Annotated in this window: 18 protein-coding genes; 5 read left to right on the top strand and 13 right to left on the bottom strand. The window is 64.3% G+C overall.

The window, feature by feature from the left end; genetic code table 11:
* Positions 1 to 13: 13 nt before the first annotated feature.
* Together HAP41_RS16845 and HAP41_RS16840 are read left to right on the top strand one after the other, a co-directional pair.
* Positions 14 to 250 carry a tautomerase family protein gene (locus HAP41_RS16845; RefSeq protein ID WP_063982190.1) on the top strand — a complete coding sequence of 79 codons (237 nt, stop codon included), beginning with the start codon at positions 14 to 16 and terminating at the stop codon, positions 248 to 250.
* Positions 251 to 282: 32 nt separating this feature from the next.
* Complete coding sequence (locus HAP41_RS16840; RefSeq protein ID WP_166099566.1) at positions 283 to 1,524, top strand: YbfB/YjiJ family MFS transporter; 1,242 nt, start codon at positions 283 to 285, stop codon at positions 1,522 to 1,524.
* Between the two features lie 17 nt (positions 1,525 to 1,541).
* Here HAP41_RS16840 and HAP41_RS16835 read toward each other — a convergent pair whose 3' ends face one another.
* From HAP41_RS16835 to HAP41_RS16815, 5 genes are all read right to left on the bottom strand, one after another.
* Entirely contained in the window at positions 1,542 to 3,008 is a 1,467-nt protein-coding gene (locus HAP41_RS16835; protein ID WP_166099569.1) for a flavin-containing monooxygenase, read from the bottom strand.
* A gap of 51 nt (positions 3,009 to 3,059) precedes the next feature.
* Complete coding sequence (locus tag HAP41_RS16830; RefSeq protein ID WP_166099574.1) at positions 3,060 to 3,479, bottom strand: nuclear transport factor 2 family protein; 420 nt, start codon at positions 3,477 to 3,479, stop codon at positions 3,060 to 3,062.
* Between the two features lie 163 nt (positions 3,480 to 3,642).
* Complete coding sequence (gene ahcY, locus HAP41_RS16825; RefSeq protein ID WP_063982186.1) at positions 3,643 to 5,064, bottom strand: adenosylhomocysteinase; 1,422 nt, start codon at positions 5,062 to 5,064, stop codon at positions 3,643 to 3,645.
* 126 nt (positions 5,065 to 5,190) lie between these two features.
* Positions 5,191 to 6,387 (bottom strand): methionine adenosyltransferase, encoded by a 1,197-nt coding sequence (gene metK / locus HAP41_RS16820; protein WP_166099577.1) that lies wholly within the window; start codon positions 6,385 to 6,387, stop codon positions 5,191 to 5,193.
* Between the two features lie 62 nt (positions 6,388 to 6,449).
* The gene (locus HAP41_RS16815) at positions 6,450 to 7,805 is read right to left on the bottom strand and encodes a hypothetical protein (RefSeq protein WP_166099582.1); all 1,356 of its coding nucleotides are present in this window, start codon (positions 7,803 to 7,805) and stop codon (positions 6,450 to 6,452) included.
* A gap of 166 nt (positions 7,806 to 7,971) precedes the next feature.
* On the opposite strand from HAP41_RS16815, the gene HAP41_RS16810 reads away from it, so the two are divergent.
* Entirely contained in the window at positions 7,972 to 9,678 is a 1,707-nt protein-coding gene (locus HAP41_RS16810) for a caspase family protein (RefSeq protein ID WP_166099586.1), read from the top strand.
* A 174-nt stretch (positions 9,679 to 9,852) separates the two neighbouring features.
* On the opposite strand, the gene HAP41_RS16805 is transcribed toward HAP41_RS16810, so the two are convergent.
* The 6 genes from HAP41_RS16805 to HAP41_RS16780 all read right to left on the bottom strand — a co-directional run bounded on the left by HAP41_RS16805 (position 9,853) and on the right by HAP41_RS16780 (position 15,716).
* Positions 9,853 to 10,971 (bottom strand): cobalamin-independent methionine synthase II family protein, encoded by a 1,119-nt coding sequence (locus HAP41_RS16805; RefSeq protein WP_166099590.1) that lies wholly within the window; start codon positions 10,969 to 10,971, stop codon positions 9,853 to 9,855.
* 19 nt (positions 10,972 to 10,990) lie between these two features.
* Positions 10,991 to 11,707, bottom strand: a complete 717-nt coding sequence (locus tag HAP41_RS16800; RefSeq protein ID WP_166099597.1) for an ABC transporter ATP-binding protein — start codon at positions 11,705 to 11,707, stop codon at positions 10,991 to 10,993.
* Positions 11,700 to 12,455: an ABC transporter ATP-binding protein gene (locus HAP41_RS16795; RefSeq protein WP_014493881.1), complete on the bottom strand. Its 756-nt coding sequence runs from the start codon at positions 12,453 to 12,455 to the stop codon at positions 11,700 to 11,702. The genes HAP41_RS16800 and HAP41_RS16795 overlap by 8 nt, the downstream gene beginning before the upstream one ends.
* Positions 12,452 to 13,480, bottom strand: a complete 1,029-nt coding sequence (locus HAP41_RS16790) for a branched-chain amino acid ABC transporter permease (RefSeq protein ID WP_166099602.1) — start codon at positions 13,478 to 13,480, stop codon at positions 12,452 to 12,454. The genes HAP41_RS16795 and HAP41_RS16790 overlap by 4 nt, the downstream gene beginning before the upstream one ends.
* Before the next feature lie 8 nt (positions 13,481 to 13,488).
* Positions 13,489 to 14,358 carry a branched-chain amino acid ABC transporter permease gene (locus HAP41_RS16785; protein ID WP_007612509.1) on the bottom strand — a complete coding sequence of 290 codons (870 nt, stop codon included), beginning with the start codon at positions 14,356 to 14,358 and terminating at the stop codon, positions 13,489 to 13,491.
* Positions 14,359 to 14,525: 167 nt separating this feature from the next.
* Positions 14,526 to 15,716, bottom strand: coding sequence for an ABC transporter substrate-binding protein (locus HAP41_RS16780; protein WP_014493878.1), 1,191 nt, complete (start codon positions 15,714 to 15,716; stop codon positions 14,526 to 14,528).
* Positions 15,717 to 16,237: 521 nt separating this feature from the next.
* Here HAP41_RS16780 and HAP41_RS16775 point away from each other — a divergent pair.
* Positions 16,238 to 16,522 carry a hypothetical protein gene (locus HAP41_RS16775; RefSeq protein ID WP_166099607.1) on the top strand — a complete coding sequence of 95 codons (285 nt, stop codon included), beginning with the start codon at positions 16,238 to 16,240 and terminating at the stop codon, positions 16,520 to 16,522.
* 125 nt (positions 16,523 to 16,647) lie between these two features.
* On the opposite strand, the gene purU is transcribed toward HAP41_RS16775, so the two are convergent.
* Positions 16,648 to 17,511, bottom strand: a complete 864-nt coding sequence (gene purU / locus HAP41_RS16770) for a formyltetrahydrofolate deformylase (protein ID WP_166099612.1) — start codon at positions 17,509 to 17,511, stop codon at positions 16,648 to 16,650.
* A gap of 168 nt (positions 17,512 to 17,679) precedes the next feature.
* Here purU and HAP41_RS16765 point away from each other — a divergent pair, with 168 nt between their 5' ends.
* Positions 17,680 to 18,519, top strand: a complete 840-nt coding sequence (locus HAP41_RS16765) for a uroporphyrinogen-III synthase (protein WP_166099615.1) — start codon at positions 17,680 to 17,682, stop codon at positions 18,517 to 18,519.
* Between the two features lie 17 nt (positions 18,520 to 18,536).
* On the opposite strand, the gene HAP41_RS16760 is transcribed toward HAP41_RS16765, so the two are convergent.
* Positions 18,537 to 19,217 carry a redoxin family protein gene (locus HAP41_RS16760; protein ID WP_166099617.1) on the bottom strand — a complete coding sequence of 227 codons (681 nt, stop codon included), beginning with the start codon at positions 19,215 to 19,217 and terminating at the stop codon, positions 18,537 to 18,539.
* Positions 19,218 to 19,232: the final 15 nt, after the last annotated feature.

Below are 19,232 nucleotides of genomic sequence, written 5' to 3'. Positions count from 1 at the left end.
GCGGAGAAACACCATGCCGATCGTCACCATTCAAGTGACCCGCGAAGGAACGACGCCGGGAGCGGCGTCGCTCACGGCGGAGGAGAAGGCCGCGCTGATCAAGGGATCGAGCCAGTTGCTGCTCGATGTGCTCGGCAAGCCGCTCGAGTCCACCTTCGTCGTGATCGAGGAAGTCGACACCGACAATTGGGGTTGGGGCGGCCTGCCCGTGCAGGACTTCCGGCGCCGGCGCGCCGCAAAGACGGGATGATCCGCGCGCCATTGTGTGCGCAGGAGGATGACATGACCGAACTCAATGCAAACACTGGGCACCACGCCCGGCCGCATCAGCGGCCGGGATCGGAATCGCAATCGACTTCGTGGCAGGCTTGGCGATACGCCGTGGCGGGATTGTCCGCATCACTGGTCGGGCTTGGCCTCGCCCGCTTTTCCTACACGCCGCTGATCCCGGCGCTGATCGCCGCAAAGTGGTTCAGCGCATCCGACGTCGTTTATCTCGGCGCTGCCAACCTCGCCGGTTATCTCGCCGGCGCGCTCGCGGCACGCGCCCTGGCCAATCGCATCGGCGCAGTCCGCGCGCTGCGGGCGATGATGCTGCTTGCCACCCTCTCCTTCTTCGCGAGCTCTAGTCCGGTGTCGTTCACCTGGTTTTTCGCCTGGCGCTTTCTGTCGGGCCTCACCGGCGGAATCATCATGGTGCTGGCGGCCTCCGTCATTCTGCCGCACGTATCGGCCGCGAGGCGCGGCATCGTCGGCGGCGTGATCTTTGCCGGCGTCGGCCTTGGCGTCGCGGCATCGGGCACGCTGGTGCCGTTGCTCCTTCAACAGGGCTTGCAGCAGAGCTGGTATGGCCTCGGCGTGCTCTCCGCCGTGCTCACACTCGCGAGCTGGTGGAACTGGCCTGCGGAGGCCAAGAGCGATGCCGCGCCTTCGCATCACGCGAAGTCCCATCAGGCCTCGCCCGCCGTCCGCGCGCTTCTGGTCCAGTATGGCCTCAACGCGGTGGCGCTGGTGCCGCACATGGTCTTCATCGTCGACTTCGTGGCGCGTGGCCTCGGCCAGGGCATTGCCGCGGGCTCGCGCTACTGGGTGCTGTACGGTCTCGGCGCCATCGTCGGCCCGCTCGTTACCGGCCATCTCGGTGACCGCTCGGGATTCGGACCGGCCTTGCGCGCCGCGTTCCTGATCGAGGCGGCCGCCGTGCTGCTACCTACCGTCAGCACCGCGCCGGTTTCGCTGATCGTATCGAGCGTGGTGGTCGGCGGCTTCACCCCTGGTATCGTGCCACTCGTGCTCGGGCGTATCCACGAGCTCGTGCCGCACTCGACCGAGCAGCAGCGCGCGACATGGAGCCACGCCACCACGAGCTTCGCGCTGTTCCAGGCAGCGGCCGCTTACGGCTTCTCCTGGATCTACGCGCAGACCGGTGGCGACTATCTGGTCCTGTTCGGACTTGGCGGCGCCGCCGTGGTGCTCGCGCTTGCGATCGATCTTGGGCTCGCGCTCACCACGCGCAAGGCATAAAGCAGGTGGCCGCGTGATCAGGAATACTGCATCACGCCGTCGTCGATCCGGCCGAATCGCAACGTGACGATGTCGAGCGCGTAGTTCTGGTACAGCCGCCATGGCTGCTTCGAGCCCTGCTTCGGCATCTTCGCGACCGAGCGCTGCACATAGCCCGAAGTGAAATCGAGCGAAGGCTGCGCGGTGATTTCAGGGTCGTCATTGTGCGGCATGCACTGGCGGAAATTGTGCCGGTCCATGTAGTTGATGAGCCGGCAGACATATTCGCAGGTGAGATCGCATTTCAGCGTCCAGGACGCGTTGGTATAGCCGAAGGCCGACGCCATGTTCGGCACGTCGGCATACATCATGCCCTTGTAGGTCAGCGTGTTGGCGAAATCGACCGCGCGGCCGTCGACGCTGACTTCGAGACCGCCAACGACCTGGAGCACCAGCCCCGTCGCGGTGACGATGATGTCGGCCGCAAGCTCGCTGCCATCCTTCAGGCGAATGCCGTCGCGCGTAAAGGTGTCGATCTCGTTGGTGACGATAGCCGCGCGCTGCTCGCGGATCGCCTTGAACAGGTCGCCGTCCGGCACGAGGCACAGCCGCTGGTCCCAGGGATTGTAGCGCGGCGTGAAATGGGTCGCGACGTCGTAGTCGGGGCCGAGCGCCATCTGCACGCCCTTGAGCACCAGCTCCTTCACCTTGGCAGGCCGGCGCCGGCTGAGCTGGAAGAAGAACATCCCCCACATCACGTTGCGCCAGCGGATGACATGATAGGCAAGCCGCGTCGGCAGATTGCGGCGCAATTTGTTGGCGACGGGGTCCTGCGCAGGGCGCGACACCACGTAGGTCGGCGAGCGCTGGAGCATGGTGACCTGCGCCGCCTTCTTGGCAAGCTCAGGCACCAGCGTCACTGCGGTTGCGCCCGAGCCGATCACGACGACGCGGTTTCCCGCGTAGTCGATGTCCTCGGTCCATTTCTGGGGATGCACGATGCGGCCGGCGAAATCCGCCACGCCCGCAAACTCCGGCGTATAGCCCGCCTCGTATTTGTAATAGCCCGAGCACATGAACAGGAAATTGCAGGTGAAGCGCACGAGCTCGGTTGCGCCCTCGCCCGTGATGCGCTCGGCCTCGACGGTCCAGCGCGCATCCGGCGTGGACCAGGACGCGCGCTTGACGCGATGGCGGAAGCGGATGTGCGTCTCGATGCCGTTCTCGGCTGCTGTCTCGCGCACGTAATTCAGGATCTGCGGCCCGTCGGCGATCGCCTTCGGATCGGTCCACGGCTTGAACGAATAGCCGAGCGTGAACATGTCGCTGTCGGAGCGGATGCCGGGATAGCGAAACAGGTCCCAGGTCCCGCCGATGCAGTCGCGGCCCTCGAGAATGACGTAGCTCTTGCCCGGGCACTTGCTCTGCAGATGATAGCCCGCGCCGATGCCGGACAGGCCGGCACCGACGATCAGCACGTCGAAATGTTCTTTGGCTTCGGTCATCACGTTCTTCCCCCGGCGCAGGATGGGCGGCGCCGCGCCGAATTGCAACCGTCAGGCGGTGGCGGCGTCATAGACAAGGGCTGTGTCGAAGTACTCGTAAAATTCGATCGCCTTGCCATCCTTGAAGCGCCAGAAATCGACCTTCGGGGTCTCAAAGACCTTCCCGGTCCTCTTGTTGGTCCAGGCAGTTGAGCCGCGCGCGAAAACAGCATCGCCCTGGGCGACGTATTCATTCATGGTGTAGTGCTGCATGCTCCAGTCAGCCAACAGACCGTCGAAATAGCCACGCAGCTGGGCGCGGTCATCATAACACTTTGCAAAGGGCACCGCCGGAGCCCCCTGCGGAAGCGATTCGAATTTGATCTGCGGGCCGATGACGCTGTCGAACCAATAGTCGACGCTGCCACCCTTGCTGTCGTTCCACCGACGATAGGCTTCCTTGAGCAACTGAACGTTGGCTTCGCTGGACATCGCATTCCCTCCATATGCATTTGACAATGAACGTGGGAAACGCGGCCACCCGCTTCAGAAGTGGCGGGCTTGTTCTGGCTCTACCTCCGAGCGTAGCACAACGAGGCCACAAAAAAAGGCCCCGGATCGCTCCGGGGCCTTCGTGTCGCAGCTGGATGCGATCTCAGTAGCGGTAGTGGTCCGACTTGTAAGGACCTTCCTGCTTCACGCCGATGTAGTCGGCCTGGTCCTTGCGCAGCTCGGTGAGCTTGACGCCGATCTTGGCGAGGTGGAGGCGCGCGACCTTCTCGTCCAGCGACTTGGGCAGCACGTAGACTTCCTTCTTGTACTTGCCGTCCTTGTTGTTGGCGAACAGCTCGATCTGCGCCAGCGTCTGGTTGGTGAAGGAGGCCGACATCACGAAGGACGGATGGCCCATCGCGTTGCCGAGGTTCACGAGGCGGCCTTCCGACAGCATGATGATGCGGTGCTTGTCGGGGAATTCGATCTCGTCGACCTGCGGCTTGATGTTGGTCCACTTCAGGTTACGCAGACCCGCGATCTGGATCTCGTTGTCGAAGTGGCCGATGTTGCAGACGATGGCGCGATCCTTCATCGCACGCATGTGCTCGATCGTGATGATGTCCTTGTTGCCGGTCGCGGTGACGAAGATGTCGGCGCGGGGCGCGGCGTCTTCCATGGTCACGACCTCGTAGCCTTCCATCGCGGCCTGCAGCGCGCAGATCGGATCGACTTCCGAGACCATCACGCGGCAGCCGGCCTGACGCAGCGACGCGGCCGAGCCCTTGCCGACGTCGCCGAAGCCCGCGACCATCGCAACCTTGCCCGACATCATCACGTCGGTGCCGCGACGGATGCCGTCGACCAGCGATTCACGGCAGCCATAGAGGTTGTCGAACTTCGACTTGGTGACGCTGTCGTTGACGTTGATCGCCGGCCACAGCAGCGTGCCGGCCTTCTGCATGTCATAGAGACGATGCACGCCCGTGGTGGTCTCTTCGGAAACGCCCTTGATGCTCTTGGCGATCTCGGCGAAGTAGCCCTTCGGCTTCTCCTTGAGCTGCTTCTTCAGGAGCGCGAAGAAGACTTCCTCTTCCTCGGAGCCGGGCTTGTCGAGGAAGGCGGTGTCGCCGTTCTCGGCGCGCAGACCGAGATGGACGTACATGGTGGCGTCGCCGCCGTCATCGAGGATCATGTTCGGGTGACCGCCGCCGTGCCAGTCGAACAGTTTTGCGGTGTAGTCCCAGTATTCGGCCAGCGTCTCGCCCTTGACGGCGAAGACGGGAATGCCGGCGGCGGCGATCGCCGCGGCGGCGTGGTCCTGCGTCGAATAGATGTTGCAGGAGACCCAGCGAATGTCCGCACCGAGGGCCGCCAGCGTCTCGATCAGCACGCCGGTCTGGATCGTCATGTGCAGCGAGCCGGCGATGCGCGCGCCCTTCAGCGGCTGCTTCGGGCCGAACTCCTCGCGGGTGGCCATCAGGCCGGGCATCTCGGTCTCGGCCAGCGAGAGTTCCTTGCGGCCGAAATCGGCGAGCGAAATGTCCTTGACGATGTAGTCGGTGAAGCCGGGCTTCGCATTCATAGCGGAGGTCCTGTTGTTGAATTGGTCGTTCCGGGTCGCCTTAGAAAGGCGGACCCAGAATCTCGACATTATGGATAAGGATCCCGGGTTCGCCGCTGTCGCGGCGCCCCGGAACGACGTTGGTGATCAGAGCGCGCGCTTGAGCGCTTCGACCAGGTCGGTCTTCTCCCAGGAGAAGCCGCCCTCGTTGTCGGGCGTGCGGCCGAAATGGCCGTAGGCCGAGGTGCGCGCGTAGATCGGGCGGTTGAGGTCGAGATGGCTGCGGATGCCGCGCGGGGTGAGATCCATCGCCTTGGCGGCGGCCATCTCGAGCTGGTCCTCCGACACCTTACCGGTGCCGTGGGTGTCGATGTAGATCGACAGCGGACGCGCGACGCCGATGGCGTAGGCGAGCTGGAGGGTGCAGCGATCGGCGAGACCGGCCGCGACGATGTTCTTGGCGACGTAGCGCGCCGCGTAAGCCGCCGAACGGTCGACCTTGGTCGGATCCTTGCCGGAGAACGCACCGCCGCCATGCGGGGCCGCGCCACCATAGGTGTCGACGATGATCTTGCGGCCCGTCAGGCCGGAATCGCCGTCCGGACCGCCGATGTAGAACTTGCCGGTCGGATTGATGTGCCAGATGGTCTTCGGCGTGATCCAGTCCTTCGGCAGCGCCTCGCGGACATAGGGCTCGACGATGTCGCGGATCTGCTTCGACGAGATGTCCTCGACCAGATGCTGGTGCGACACGACGATCTCGCGCACGCCGACCGGCTTGCCGTTCTCGTACTGCACGGTGACCTGGCTCTTGGAGTCCGGACCCAGCACCTTCTCGCGGCCAGAGTGACGCGCTTCCGAGATGAGGCGCAGGATCTTGTGGGCATAGAAGATCGGCGCCGGCATCAGATCAGGCGTCTCGTTGGTGGCGTAACCGAACATGATGCCCTGGTCGCCTGCGCCCTCTTCCTTGACCTCGCCCGGCTGCAGCGCATCGACGCCCTGCGCGATGTCGGCCGACTGCGGATGCAGCAGGATTTCGATGTCGGCCTTCTCCCAGTGGAAGCCGTCCTGCTCGTAGCCGATGTCCTTGATCGCGGCGCGCACGACGCCTTCGATCTGCTCGTTGGTAACGGATGCGGGACCTCGGGTCTCGCCGGCGATCACCACCTTGTTGGTGGTCGCGAGCGTCTCGCAGGCCGCACGGATCTGCCACGGATCGATGCCGGCTTTCGGCCCTTCGCGGTAGAACAGATCGACGATTTCGTCGGAGATCCGGTCACAGACCTTGTCGGGATGACCCTCGGACACGGATTCGCTGGTGAAGAGATAGGACGCGCGCATCAGTAACCCCTTGTTCCGCCGTTAACCTGGCGGGCGTTTGCGATGTTTAACCTTGGATTATGTCAATCACGCCGTCGCGAGATGACGTAGGACTCGTCGAGAAACCAGAGCCCGTTGTACTTCCGCAGCACGTCCCGGGCGGCATCCAGAGTGCGGCCGTTTTGAGTCATTTCTGTCAATCGGTCGTCCTCGATCTGCGCCACATACACCGCCGCATTCCACGCTGCAAAGGCCGTCGAGGTTCCGATGGTACCCGTCACCTCGTTGGGCAGCGCTTCCATATCATACCTGAAGATCGAACGGTTGTCCGCATAAGCATTAAAATTTAGGTCCCGGCCCAACGACCCAAGCTCGTACTTCACGGCGCGCAATAGCTCATGACGGCTGACCGCGAAAGGATTTTCTCCAGGCCAGATCGCCTGGATCATTTCCATGCCGGGATCGTGACCATGGGAGTGGATTCCGATCAGCCGCCCGCCCGGCCGAAGCGCCCGCGCCAGCGGTGCAATGATCCGCTTTGCCCGGAAATTGACCGAGGACAGGGCGCGGTAGGGCTGGGATGCAATGACCAGGTCGAAATTGGCCTCGGCCTGGCCCGGCCGCGGAATGGTCGAATCCAGCAGGAACCTGTGGTCCTCGCGGTAGAGCACCAGGACGACGGGCCGCTCGTAGAGCGGCATGGCCGTGCGTGGGCTGATCGCGGCGCGCCAGTTCTGCTCCAGGAACGGCCTCAACTCGGCGATCTGCTGCTCGAACTCGCCTGACGAGGCGCCACGTAACGGAACCTCGTGCCAGACGGTGGCCGCCGCCGCCGCAGGCGATGCCGGCGTGAGCCAGGGCGCCTCGGAGTAGAACATGTTGGTGAACACGAACACCGACGCCGGATGCTCGAAAATGCGGTCCGGGACCCTCTCCAGCGTCAGCCGCAGGTCCTCGAGACTGAGCTCCTTGCCGGCCACGTAGAACGGCATGTGCGGGTAGCGCTGGTGCGTTGCGCGCAGCACCCGGGCCAGCACCGTGCCGTCGCCGACGCCTGCGTCGAAGATGCGCAGCGCCGGCGGGCGCGGATGGATGCTGGCGAGTTCCAGCGCGACGCGCTCGGCGACCACCCTCTTCTCGCTGCAGGTATGGACGAACAGCAGGTATTTTTGCCGGTTCTCGAAGAAACGGAAATTACCGCGCGGATCGCGTTTTTCCGGGGGTACCTGGAGTCCCCGCGGCGGCGGCAGGCCGCCCGTCGTCGATGCGGCGATATAGGCCTGGATCCGCTCCAGCGTGTCGATCGTGATGCGCTTTCCCTCGCGCAGGCGATGGACCAGCTTCCCATCGTTCACCGCGCGCCGGCCAAACGTCGATTCCGCCATGTCCGCCTTGCGGCAGAACTCGGTGATTTGGCTAAGGATTTCGTCGTTCTTCATGAGTGGGAAAGCGGTGGGCAGAACTGTTGGGACCAGCGTCGTAGCAAAATCTGCCCACTGAGGGAATACCCTCTCTTGGCTTTACCCCACGTCCAATGACGAGCGCGTGAACCCCGGCGCACCGCCGAGCAACAAACAAGCGCTTCTCCTTCAAGGGACCATCGCCATGCGCCGCCTGCTCGTCGCGCTCTGCCTGCTCACAGCAACCCTGTGGGCCGCACCCGCCTTCGCGCAGGCGCGGAGCCAGCTCGGGCCGCTCTGCACCACCGACACCACGCCGCCAGACCAGATGATCGACGCCTGCAACAAGATCGTCGCGCTGAAGGTGTTTCGCGGCGAGCAGCTCGCGACGATCTATTTCTGGCGCGCGGTGGGCTGGAACAAGAAGGGCGACTATTCGAAGGTCATCGCCGACACCACCGAGGCGATCCGGCTCCAGCCGAGCCAAGCGGTCTACAATCTCAGGGGATCGGCCTATTACGACAAGGGCGACTACGACATCGCGATCGCCGATTTCGACGATGCGCTGAAGCTCGGCCCGCCTGATGGCACGATCTTCCACAATCGCGGCAACGCCTGGCGCGGCAAGGGCGACTACGCCAAGGCGATCGCCGACTACGATGCCACGATCAAGCTGCAGCCCAAATCGACGTTCTCGTTCCAGAATCGCGGCATTGCGAAGGAGGCGCTCGGCGATCTCGACGGCGCGCTTGCCGACATCAACCAGGCGATCCGGCTCGACCCGACACTGCCGCAGCCGCTGATCAATCGCACCGCGATCTGGCGCGTGCGGGGCGATTTCGATCGCGCCATTGCCGATGGCAGCGAGGCGATCCGGCTTGCGAAAGAGAAACCGCCCGTCAACATCATGACGCCGCCGAACAGCGTGCTGATATCAGGCTATATCCACCGCGCGCTGGCCTATGAGGCGAAGGGCGACTACGCCCATGCGCGCGACGACTACAAGGCGACGCTGGCGATCGTGGCTTCCGATGCCGGCAGCAAGGCCAACCAGGCCACCGCCAAGGTGCGGCTGTCGCTGGTGACGGATGCGCTCACACCCATCCCGCGCGATCCGCCGTCACCGGCGACGCAGCCGGCCCCGCATCAAACGGGCGCGGCGCCTGCGCCCTCGCCTGCCCCGGTGACGCTCGGCAAGCGCCTGGCACTGGTGATCGGCAACGGCGCCTATGCGCATGTCAAGGCGCTGCCCAATCCGGCCAACGATGCGCGTGCCGTCGCCAGGAGCCTGCGCGACATCGGCTTCACGGTGTCGAAGGGCATCGATCTCGACCGCGCAGCGATGCAGAAAGTGACGCGCGACTTCCTGCGCGAGGCGGCGCGGGCGCAGGTCGCGTTGGTCTACTATGCCGGCCACGGCGTGCAGGTCGACGGCCGCAACTATCTCATTCCCGTCGACGTCGACCTCAAGCCGGGCGCGGGCATGACGGAGGCGATGATTGACATGGACACGATCATGGCCGGCCTCGACGATCAGGTCCGCACCAACATTTTGATCTTCGATGCCTGCCGCAACAATCCGATGGCGCAGCAGGTCGCAGCCGCCGGCACCAACCGAGGCATCGAGGGCGCTTCGGGCCTCGCAGCGCCAACAAGCCTGGGCGCCGGTGCAACGCTGGGCGCGGGCACGCTGATCGCGTTCGCCACCGCGCCGGGCCAGGTCGCACTCGATGGCGAAGGCGCCAACTCGCCGTTCTCCGCCGCCCTCTCCCGCCATCTCGGCACGCCGGGGCTGGAGGTTCAGCAGATGCTGACGCGCGTGCGGGCGGAAGTGGTCTCGAGCACGAAGAACAAGCAGGTGCCGTGGTCGAACTCGTCGCTGCTGGGCGAGGTTTATCTGGCGGAGAAGTGAGGGCGGGTAAGCGCACTGGTTTTCGAGGGTGTGACGCTGCCCGCCACTCACTCGGTGTCATCGCCCGACTTGATCGGGCGATCCAGTAATCCGAGACGCCAGTGATTCACCGAGAAGACGCGGCGTACTGGATTCCCCGCTTTCGCGGGGAATGACAGCAGCCATGTGGCAAACTTAGTTGCCCCACACTTCCTTGGCGATCTCGACCGCAAGGCCGAGCTTGGCCCACTGCTCTTCCTCGGAGAGGATGTTGCCTTCCTCGGTCGAGGCAAAGCCGCATTGCGGGGACAGCGCGAGCTGCTCCAGCGGTGCAAACTTGGCGGCCTCTTCGAGACGACGCTTGATGTCATCCTTTTTCTCGAGCTCGCCGAACTTCGAGGTGATGACGCCGACCACGACGACCTTGTTGCCCTTGGGCAGGAAGCGCAGCGGCTCGAAGCCGCCGGCGCGGTCAGAGTCGTATTCGAGGAAGTAGCCATCGTAATTGGTGCCGGCCAGCATGGTCTCGGCCACGGGCTCGTAGCCGCCCGAGGAGATCCAGGTCGAGCGGAAATTGCCGCGGCAGACATGCGTCGTCACCACCATGTCGGCCGGCTTCTCGGCCAGCGCGTAATTGATGACGCGCGCATAGATCTGCTGGAGACCCTCGGGATTGTCGCCACGCTCACGCGCCTTCTGCAACTCGTCCTGCGAGCAGAGATACGCCCACACGGTGTCGTCGAACTGAAGATAGCGGCAGCCGGCATCGTAAAACGCCTTCACGGCCTTGCGGTAGGTCTTGCCGAGGTCTTCGTAGAACGCGTCGAGATCGGGATAGACGTCCTTGGAGATCGCCTTGCGGCCGCCGCGGAAGTGCAGCACGGCCGGCGAGGGGATCGTCATCTTGGCGGTGACGTGGGCCTGGTCGGCGGACTTCTTCAGGAAGCGGAAGTGATCCAGCATCGGATGGTCGTCGGGGAAATCGAGCTTGCCGATCACGCGGACCGCGTCATGCCGCGTCTCGACGCCCGCGAACTGGATGCCCGTGTCCGGGTGAAACATTTCGCAGCCGGTGAGCTTGGCCAGGAAATCGAAATGCCACCAGGAGCGGCGGAATTCGCCGTCGGTCGCGAGCTTCAAGCCGATCGAGGCCTGCTTGTGCACGACCTTCTCGATCTCCATGTCCTCGATCTTGCGCAGATCGTCGACCGAGATCTCGCCCTTCTCGAGCCTGGCGCGGGCTTCCTTGATCTTCGCGGGACGCAAGAGGCTGCCGACCTCGTCGGCGCGGAAGGGGGCTTTGGTTCGCTGCATTTTCTACTCCCGGGATATTTTAGTGGGCCGCCGCCCCTGCGACGCCGAGGTGGCGTTCGAGGACCGACGGGTCGGCCTTCAGCGCGGCACTCGGGGCGTCGTGGACGATCGTTCCGCGCTCCAATATCACAACACGGTCGGCGAGCCCCAGAATCTTTTGCGCGTTCTGCTCGACGATGATCGAGCAGATGCCGCCCGCCCGGGTGATGCTGCCGATCGCCTTCAGAAGCTCCTCGACGATGATGGGGGCGAGGCCCTCGGTCGGCTCGTCCAGCAGCAGAACCTTCGGGTTGAGGGTCAGCGCCCGGCCGATCGCCAGCATCTGCTGCTCGCCGCCGGAGAGCTGGTTGCCGAAATTGCTCCGCCGCTCCTTCAGCCGCGGGAACATCTCGTAGACCCTCTCGACCGTCCAGGGGCCGGGCTGCGCCACCGCGGTCATGTTCTCTTCCACCGTCAGCGAGCGGAAGATGTTGCGCTCCTGCGGCACCCAGCCGATGCCGGCCCGCGCCCGCTGATCGGGCCGCAAGCTCGTGACATCGGTGCCGGCCAGCGCGACCGAACCGGAGAAACGGCGGGTCACGCCGACGATGGAGTTGATCAGCGTGGTCTTGCCGGTGCCGTTGCGGCCCAGCAGCGCAAGCACCTGCCCCTCGGCGAGGCGCAGGGACATGTTGGGCAGCACCACCGCCTCACCATAGCCAGCGCGAAGGGCGTCGATCGCGAGCAGGTCAGACATTGACCGCCTCCTCGCCGAGATAGACGGCCTTGACCTGCGGGTCGCGCGCGACCACGTCGGGCGGACCTTCGGTGAGCAGCGCGCCCGAGACCAATACCGAGATGCGGTCGGCGAAGGAAAAGACGAGGTCCATGTCGTGCTCGATCAGGAGCACGGTGACGTCGCGCGGCAGGCTGCCTACGACGGCGAGAATGTCGTGGCGTTCGCTCTCGGGCACGCCGGCGGCGGGCTCGTCGAGCAGCAGCACGCGGGGCTTGGCGGCGATCGCGACCGCGATCTCGAGCAGGCGTTGCTTGCCGTAAGGCAGCGTCACGGTCTCTTCGTTCATGACGTCGAGCAGATGGAAGCGCCTCAGAAGATCGGCGATCTCGCCATTGACGTCGCTCCGCGTGCCCATCCGCCGCCACCAGTCGCCGCCATGGCCGAGGCGTTCGGAGACGGCAAGGCCGATGGTCTCGAGCGGGGTCAGGTCGGGATAGAGCTGGTTGATCTGGAAGGTGCGCGACAGACCGCGCAGCACGCGTTTGTGCACCGGCAGATCGGTAATGTCCTGGCCTTCGAGCAGGATACGGCCCGAGTTCGGCTTGAGCACGCCGGTGAGCTGGTTGATGACCGTGGTCTTGCCGGCGCCGTTCGGGCCGATCAGCGCGTGGCGGGCGCCCTGCTCGATCTTGAGCGACAGGTCCCGCGTCACGCGCAGACCGCCGAACTGCTTTTCGAGATTTTGGGTTTCGAGCGCGATGGTCATGCGTCGCTCTCCGGCACGGCAACGACGGCCTTGCGTCCGGCAACCTGCTTGATGACCAGGTTCGGCACGTACAGCATCCAGCGATGCAGGCGCTGGCGGCCGACGAGCACGATCACGACCAGCACGAGACCGATCCAGAACTGCCAATATTGCGGGGTGATGGTGGAGAACAATTCCTGGAGCATACGGAACACCACCGCACCGACCAGCCCGCCATAGAGATATCCGGTTCCGCCAATCACGAGCACCAGCATCAAATCGGCCGAACGCTCGAAGGCGAACACGTCGAGGGAGGCGATCGCCGTGGTCTGGGTGAACAGCGCGCCCGCGATGCCGGCATAGAACGCCGCGAGCGTGTAGATCGCGATCAGGCGGCGGTTGACGGGGATGCCGATGGCGGCGGCGCGCAGCGGATTGTTCTTGATCGCGCGCAGCGACAGGCCGAACGGCGAATGCACGACGCGGCGGGCGAACAGGAACAACAGGAACAGCACCGCCAGCGAGTAGAAAAAGCCGGTCTTGCCGAACATGTCGAACGCAATCTCGCCGAAGATCGGCTGCATCTCGATGCCCTGAAGGCCGTCGGTGCCGCCGGTGATGTTAGAGAAGCGCTCGGCGAGCGCTTCAAGCAGCAGCGCGATGCCGAGCGTGACCATCAGCCGGGTCAGATCGACGCCGCGGATCACCAGGAAGCTGGTGGCGAAACCCAGCACCATCGCGGCAAGGCCGGCGACGATCAGCGCGAGCACGGGCTCGTTGATGATGCCATGCAAGGCGAGAAGCCCCGCGGCGTAGGCGCCGACGCCGAAGAAGGCGGCGTGGCCGAGCGAGACGATGCCGGCATAACCGAGGATGAGATCCAGCGACATCGCAAACAGCGCCAGCCGCAGGATGTCGGTCATGATCAGATAGCGCGTGGGAAATGCGAAGCCGCAGGCCAGCACGACCAGCCAGAAGGCGACTTCGCCATAGTGCCAGCGTGCCTGGCGCTGGGCGTGATAACCGACGTCGGAGGAAGCGCTCATCGGCGGCCTCAACGCGCGGCCGTGCGGCCGAACAGGCCGTTCGGGCGCCAGATCAGGATCACGATCATCATGGTGTAGATCACGAAGGGGCCCATCTTCGGCACGTAATATTTGCCGGCGACGTCGCCGATGCCGAGCAGGAGCGAGGCCAGGAACGGCCCGGTGATCGAGGACGAGCCGCCGACGGTGACGACGATCAGGAAGTAGATCATGAACTTCAGCGGGAAATACGGATCGAGGCCGAGGATCTCGGCGCTCAGCGCGCCGCCGAGGCCGGCGAGCCCGCAACCGAAAGCGAAGGTGAAGGCGAACACCTGCGGCACGTTGATGCCAAGGCCGCTCGCGGCACGGGGATCATCGACCGCGGCGCGCAGCCGGCTGCCGAACCGGGTCTTGGCCAGCACCATCTGGAGACCAATGGTGAGCAGGCCGCAGATCACGATGATCATCAACCGGTAGCGGCCGATGCCGACGCCGAACACGTCGAACTGGCCCTGGAGCGCAGCCGGCAAATTGATGAACACCCGCGACGAGCCCTGGATGTAGTCGACGGCCGCGACCGACATGAACGTGAGACCGATCGTGAACAGCACCTGGTCGAGATGGCTGCGCGCATAGAGATGGCGGTAGAGCGTTCGCTCCAGCACGATGCCGATCGCAGCCGACGAGACGAAGGCGAGCGGCAGCGCGGCGAAGAACGGCCAGCCCATCCGATTGACCAGGACCATGCAGACATAGCCGCCGGCCATGGCGAAGGCGCCGTGGGCGAGGTTGACGAAGTTCATCAGGCCGAGCGTGACCGCAAGCCCGCAAGCGAGCACGAACAGCAGCATGCCGTAGGCAACGCCATCGAACAGGTTGGTGAGGATAGAGGTCATCGTCTCAGCTTGGAGTTATCGTCATGGCCGGGCTTGTCCCGGCCATCCACGTTCTTGTCCGGGCTTTGCGTGGATGCCCGGGACAAGCCCGGGCATGACGCAGAGTGTAGCTCACGAGATCCCGGGGTCGCGCTAATGCGCGCCCCGGGATGCCCCGCTTTCGCGGGTCACTTCTTGGTCTTGCCGAGATCCTTGACGGCTTCGAAGGTCGCGAACTCGACATTGTAGAGCTCGCCGTCGACCTTCTCGACTTTGCGGATGTAGATGTTCTGCACGATGTCGCGGGTCTCGGGGTCGATCGAGATCGGGCCGCGCGGGCTTTCCCACTTCTGGCCCTTCATGGCTTCGACCAGCTTGGTGCCATCGGTGTCGCCGTTGGTCTTCTTCAGCGCCTCGTAGATGAGGTGGATGCCGTCATAGCCGCTCACGGCCATGAAGCCCGGGCGGTTGCCGAAGGCCTTCTTGTAGGCCGCGACGAAATCCTTGTTCATCTGCGAGGGATGCGCCGCGGAATACAGATGCGCGGTGACCGTGCCGAGCACGGCGTCGCCCATGTTGTTGAGCAGGTCGTCGTCGGTGACGTCGCCCGGTCCGATCACCTTGATGCCGGCCTTGTCGAGGCCACGCTCGGCATACTGCTTCATGAAGTTGCCGCCCTGGCCGGCCGGCACGAACACGAAGATCGCGTCGGGCTTGGCGTCCTTCATGCGCTGGAGGAACGGCGCGAAATCCGGATTTGCGAGCGGCGTCTTCACCTCTTCGACCACCTCACCGCCGCCGGCCGTGAAATTCTGCTTGAAGAAGTTCAGCGCGTCGTTGCCCGGCGCGTAGTCGGAGGTGAGCGTCGCCACCTTCTTGATGCCGTTCTTCACCGCCCAGTCGGCGATGATGGTCGACGACTGCGCCAGCGTGAAGCTGGTGCGCACGATGTAGGGCGAGCGCTCGGTGATGATGGAGGTGCCGGCCGCCATCACGACTTCCGGGATCTTGGCCTGGGTTGCGAGCGGCGCGGCCGCGAGCGCGGCCGGCGTCACGCCGAAGCCGGCGATGAAATTGACCTTGTCGTTGACGATCAGCTCCTGCGCGGCCGTCTTGGTCTTGTCCGGAATCGCGGCGTCGTCCTTGAGGATGATCTCGATCTTCTTGCCGGCGACGGTGTCGCCCTTCTGCTGCATGTAGAGCTTGATCGCGTTCTCGATCTGCTTGCCGGTCGAGGCCTGGCCGCCGGTCATCGGCAGGATCAGGCCGACCTTGACGGTGTCCTCGGCCTTGGCCGGCACGATGGCCGCGAGGCCGGCGATGGCGGCCGCTGCTGCGGTCCAAGAGACCTTGTAAGAAAACGTCTTCCGTTCGAACATCAGATGTCCCTCCCCTTCATTCCTGACCTCTTGTGCGCCGGACCGAGTGCCCGGTCCTTGGCTCAACCTTAGCTCACGCACGCGCGATGTCGCGCCACATGGCGTCTTTCGCGCCCTTATTGTCAATCGGACGTTTGGCGACCATTCGGCGCAAGCCGCGCGTCCCGATTGCCGACGACGGGAGCGATGCCGTGGTTACGTCGGGGTAACCCGAGCCCCCGATCCTGGCCGCTCCTATTTGTACGATTGTACAAATAAAATGGACCTGTCAACGAAAAAGCCCCGCCGCCGACCAAGCCAGTTTGTCGCGTGCCCCTTGCCACAGTCTAGAAAGCGACCAGACGCGTGGATGGAGGATTTCGTCTTTCTTTTGCAGAATTCGGACACCGGCGAGTCTTCGGTTCAGCGCAAATCGGTAGCTAATTACCTACCTCGAATAAGTCTATTTTACCTTGTTGAAGACTACTCTTCCCGCGCCAGCCTAACCCGGCGTCCAACCTGACTGAATTCGCGCGCGCACAATGCTCAAGCCCTTCCGCTCCGTCCTCACCCTCTTTGCGCTCGCCGCGGGGCTGTCCGGCTGCGGCACCGTCAACGAAAAGCTCACCGCCGGCATGGGCGACTACGTCCCGCAATGGGCCGGCGGCCTGCCGGCCGACGCACCGCCGCGGCCCGGCACGCCGCAATACGACGCCTACATGAAAGAGCGCGAACGCAAGCGGCTGCTGCCGGCGGCGGATCGCGAGAAGGAAGAGCAGGCGCAGAAGGGTGCGACGGGGTCCACGTCGGGCGGCGCGGTGCGCTGAGGCACAACAACGATCTCGCTGTCATTCCGGGACGCCTCGCAGAGGCGAACTATGGTGCGCAATTGCGCACCCGAGAATCTCGAGGTTCCGGATTCGCGCGTCGCGCGCTCCGGAACGACGGGCAATCAATCCATGAACACCACGGTCTTGCGGCCGTTGAGGATGACGCGGTCGTCGAGGTGGTAGCGGATCGCGCGGGCCAGCACGCGCCGCTCGATATCGCGGCCCTTGCGGACGAGATCCTCCGGCGTGTCGCGGTGGCTGATGCGCTCGACGTCCTGATCGACGATCGGGCCTTCGTCGAGGTCGCGCGTGACGTAATGGGCGGTAGCGCCGATCAGCTTGACGCCGCGCTCATGGGCCTGGTGATAGGGCTTTGCGCCCTTGAAGCCCGGCAGGAACGAGTGGTGGATGTTGATGCAGCGGCCGGAAAGCTTGGCAGAAAGATCATCCGACAGGATCTGCATGTAGCGCGCGAGCACGACGAGATCGGTTCGGGTCTCGGCGACGAGATCGAGGATCTGCGCCTCCTGCTCGCGCTTGGTCTCCTTGGTGACGGGCAGATGGTGGAACGGGATTCCGCCGAAGTCGAGCCCGGCATAGACCTCGCGCGGATGGTTGGAGACGATTGCGGTCGGGACCATCGGTAGCTCGCCGGTGCGCCAGCGATAGAGGATGTCGACCAGGCAGTGGTCGGACTTCGACACCAGCAGCATCACCTTGCGATGCGCGGCACGGTCGCGCATCTGCCACTCCATGCCGAAACGCTCCGCGATCGCGGCAAAGCCGGTCTGGAGCGCCGACAGCTCCACGGCGAGATCGGCCGCGGTGAACACCACGCGCATGAAGAACTTCTTGGTCTCGATGTCGTCGAACTGCTGGGCATCGAGAATGTTCTGTCCGTTATGGGCCAGGAAGGTCGACACCGCTGAGACGATGCCGGGACGATCCGGACAGGACAGGGTCAGGACATATTGATGATCGGGCATGGCTCTTGATGAAGGTTTGGGCAGCGACTGCGGAACGACCCGCGATTTGCGCCCTGCTCTATCACCGACCCCGCCCTCGCGCCAATCCCAAGACTTGATCCCAAAGACTTGCGTCAGCATAAAGCGCGGAGTCAGGATGAACGGACCATTTACCACCGGAGCACACCCATGGCCGACCGCTTGAACGGCTACCGCATCCTGATCCTGGAGACGCGCGAGGAGGCGCAGTTTTCAAAGCTTCTGGCGGAGCAAGGTGCCGATGTCGTGCAGTGCCCGATGTTCACTATTCACGACGCGCCCGATCCCGCCCCGGTCGAGGCCTGGATCCGCCGCGCCATCGACCAGCCCTTTGACGATCTCGTGCTGATGACGGGCGAAGGCCTGCGGCGGATCATGAAGCTCGCGCGGAGCCGTGGTCTCGACCAGGCTCTGGTCGCAGCCCTCGCCAAATCGCGAAAATTCACTCGCGGCCCGAAGCCCGGCAAGGCGTTGCGCGAGATCTCCCTCGATGCGCAGCAGACCACGGAGAAGCCGACCACCGAGGGCGTGATCGAAATACTGGGCAGGCTCGACTTGAACGGGCGACGCGTCGGCCTTCAGCTTTATCCGGACAAGGACCACAGCGCACTGACCGGCGCACTTGCCGCGCAAGGCGCCGATGTCGATACCGTGCTGCCTTATGCCTACGACTCAAAGGCGGCGGACGCCAACATCGTCGCCGCCATCGACGACATGGCCGAGGGGCGGATCGATTCCATCGCGCTGACCAATCTTGGCCAGGTCCGCCGCCTCGTGGAAGCCGCGAAGGCACATGGCAGTGAGGCGAAGTTGCGCGCAGGGTTGGAGCGGACGCTGATTGCGTCGGTGGGTCCCGCGGTGTCGGGAGAGCTCGCCGCCCATGGCCTGCGCACGGACATCGCACCGGCGGAAGACCACTATTTCATGCGCCCGCTGATCTCGGCGATGGCGGCAGCGCTCGCCGAGAAACGGCCGAAGGTGGCGGGTTAGTCACCAGCCGACGATGCTTAGCTCGCCACATGCGAGGCGGCCGACATCAACTCCTGAGGGCTCGGAGCCCCGAACATGCGGTGGCCGCCTTCAGGAACCTCGGTAAAGGTCCAGCGCACGATCCCCTCGCGATCGAGCAGGAACTGGCCGAACAGCTGGCCCTGGCCGGTTGCCGCCATGCGCTGATCGGCCTCCATCATCTCGTAGCCGTCCTTGTTGTTGAGGTACTCGGCAGCCGCCAACCGATTCATCGACCCCGACGTTTCGCCGGGCACCTCCACCTGCATGCTCTTGACGACGTCCATACCCACCTTGCGCGGCCACTCGGTTTCGTTCTCCGTAAACTCGATAGTGGGCAGGCCGAACGCGCGGTGCGAGACCCGCTCGGGGTCGGACGCGGCGAGCAGATTGGGCAAGGGATGATAGCGGAAGTAGAGCCGCGCGCGCTCGATGGGCGTGTTCACGACCGTGAGACTTTCGACGCCCTTGTCGCGCAGGGCTGCGTCAAGTTGCGCCTGTGCCGCGATGTGGCGCCGACAGAACGGGCAGTGCAGCCCGCGAAACAAGCCGATCAATATCGGGCTATGCCCGCGAAAATCCTGGAGCGCGATCGTTCCATCGCGTGTGATCGCGTCCAGCACGATGTTCGGTGCGCGATCGCCCGGTTGAAGCGGTCCGTCGACATGAAGTTCTGACATGGTTGAACTCCTTCA

The organism is Bradyrhizobium barranii subsp. apii (genome assembly GCF_011516635.5).
In the GTDB taxonomy this organism is placed as follows: Bacteria; Pseudomonadota; Alphaproteobacteria; order Rhizobiales; family Xanthobacteraceae; genus Bradyrhizobium; species Bradyrhizobium barranii.
Note: the sequence above shows the minus strand (reverse complement) of the source record. Positions and strands in the feature narration are given on the sequence as shown.